The following is a 2,372-nucleotide window of genomic DNA, read 5'->3' as shown; positions in this document are numbered from 1 at the left end:
CCCCCCCCCCCCCCCCCCCCCCCCCCTTTCCGGTCTCTGGATCACCGCCGATCGCCAGACGGGCGGGCGCGGCCGGCGCGGGCGCGCGTGGTTCTCCGAACCCGGCAATCTCTATGCCTCGCTGCTGCTGATCGATGCCGCACCGATGGAACGGCTCGGCTCTCTGCCGCTGGCCGTCGCGGTCGCCGTGCAGGATGCCGTCAGCCGGGTCATGCCGCTCAACGCGCCTGAAGTGCTGATCAAGTGGCCGAACGATATCCTCGTCGAGCGCCGCAAGATTTGCGGTATCCTGATCGAGGGGGAGACGCTGCCGGATGGCCGGCACGGCCTCGTCATCGGCATCGGAATCAATGTTGCCGTGGCGCCGGATGCCGGCCTCTATCCCGTGGCGACGCTGCGCGATTTCGGCGCATCCTCTTCCCCTGACGAACTCTTCGCCTATCTCTTCCAGTCGATGGCCGCGACGCTGTCCTTGTGGAACCGCGGGCGCGGCATTGCGGCCATCATGGAGCGCTGGAAACAGGTGGCTGGCGGCATCGGGGAAAACATAACGGTCAACCTTCCCGACCGTTCTATTTCCGGGCGCTTTTCCGGAATTGATGATACAGGTCTCCTCAAGTTGGAGACGGATGATGGCGGCACGCGGTTGATCGCGGCCGGCGATGTGTTTTTTGGATAGGAATTTTTGAAACCGATGGCAAAAGAAGACGAACTGGTGTTCCTGCCGCTTGGCGGCGTCGGCGAAATCGGCATGAACCTGGCGCTTTACGGCTACGGCCCGAAGACCAACCGTCAGTGGATCATGGTCGATTGCGGCGTCACCTTCCCGGGACCGGACCTGCCGGGCGTCGACCTCGTTCTGCCCGATATCCGTTTCCTCGCCAAGGAGCGCGAGAAGCTGAAGGGCATCATCATCACCCATGCGCACGAAGACCATTACGGTGCGCTGAACGATCTCTGGCCGGGCCTCAACGTGCCGGTCTATGCCTCGCCCTTCACTGCCGGCATGCTGGAAGCCAAACGCGATTACGAGCGCAGCCGCGTCGAAATTCCGGTGACGATCTTCAAGCAGGGCGACCGCATCAATGTCGGCCCCTTCGAGATCGAGGCGATCGGCGTCAACCACTCCATCCCCGAACCGATGTCGCTAGCGATCAAGACGCCGCTCGGCACAGTGATACACACCGGCGACTGGAAGATCGACCTCGATCCGTCGCTCGGGCCGCTGACGGATGAAGCCCGCTTCCGCAAGCTCGGCGACGAGGGCGTCCTGGCGCTGATCTGCGACAGCACGAACGCGGTGCGCGACGGCGTGTCGCCCTCCGAGCACGAGGTTTCGGAAAGCCTGACGAAGATCATCGAGGTTGCCGAGGGCCGGGTGGGCATCACCACCTTCTCGTCGAATGTCGGCCGTATCCGCTCTATCGCGCAGGCCGCCGAAGCGGCCGGGCGCGAAGTGCTGCTGCTCGGCAGTTCCATGAAGCGCGTGACGAATGTCGCGCGCGACATCGGCCTGATGGAAGGCCTGAAGCCGTTCATCGAGGAAGACGAATTCGGCTACATCCCGCGCGACAAGGTCGTCGTCATCCTGACGGGCAGCCAGGGCGAGCCCCGTGCCGCCCTTGCCAAGATCGCCCGTGACGAAATGCGCAACGTCGCCTTCACGGATGGCGACACGATCATCTTCTCCTCCCGCGCCATTCCCGGCAACGAGAAGGCGATCAACGATATCAAGAATGGCCTGGTCGAGCAGGGCATCAATGTCGTCACCGACGCGGAAGCGCTGGTGCATGTCTCGGGCCATCCGCGCCGCAATGAACTGCAGCAGATGTACGCCTGGACGCGCCCGAAGATGGTCGTGCCGGTTCATGGCGAAGCCGTCCATCTGGTGGCCCATGCCGAGCTTGCCGAACAGTCCGGCGTTGCCGAAGTGCCGCGCGTGCGCAACGGCGATGTGCTGAAGCTCGCCCCGGGTGAGCCCGAGGTCGTCGATCACGCGCCCTTCGGCCGCATCTTCAAGGATGGCAATCTTATCGGCGACTACGAGGAAATGGGCATCGGCGACCGCCGCAAGCTCGCCTTCGTCGGCCATGTCGCCGTCAGCATCCTGCTCGACAGCCGCTTCGACTTTCAGGGTGACCCTGAAGTGGAACCTTTCGGTCTGCCGCAATTCGACGACGAGGGCGAGGACATGGGCGACACGCTTTACGACGCCGTGCTTGGTGCGGTCGAAAGCATCCCGCGTGCCCGCCGCAAGGATCTCGAAATGGTGCGCGAGGCCGTGCGTCGCGCCGTGCGCTCCACGGCCAACGAGATCTGGGGCAAGAAGCCTGTCGTCACGGTGTTCTTGACGAAGGTCTGATCCTCGCCTC

Annotated in this window: 2 protein-coding genes; both read left to right on the top strand. The window is 63.9% G+C overall.

What is annotated here, in order from left to right:
* Positions 1-679, top strand: a 679-nt coding sequence (locus ACOZK4_RS05490) for a biotin--[acetyl-CoA-carboxylase] ligase (RefSeq protein ID WP_421590899.1), incomplete at its 5' end; no start/stop codon positions are given.
* A 15-nt stretch (positions 680-694) separates the two neighbouring features.
* A complete protein-coding gene (locus tag ACOZK4_RS05485) occupies positions 695-2,362 on the top strand; it encodes a ribonuclease J (protein WP_421590897.1) in 1,668 nt (555 codons plus the stop codon).
* Positions 2,363-2,372 lie beyond the last annotated feature (10 nt).

The sequence above is a fragment of the Shinella sp. M27 genome (assembly GCF_049199905.1).
In the GTDB taxonomy this organism is placed as follows: domain Bacteria; phylum Pseudomonadota; class Alphaproteobacteria; order Rhizobiales; family Rhizobiaceae; genus Shinella.
Note: the sequence above shows the minus strand (reverse complement) of the source record. Positions and strands in the feature narration are given on the sequence as shown.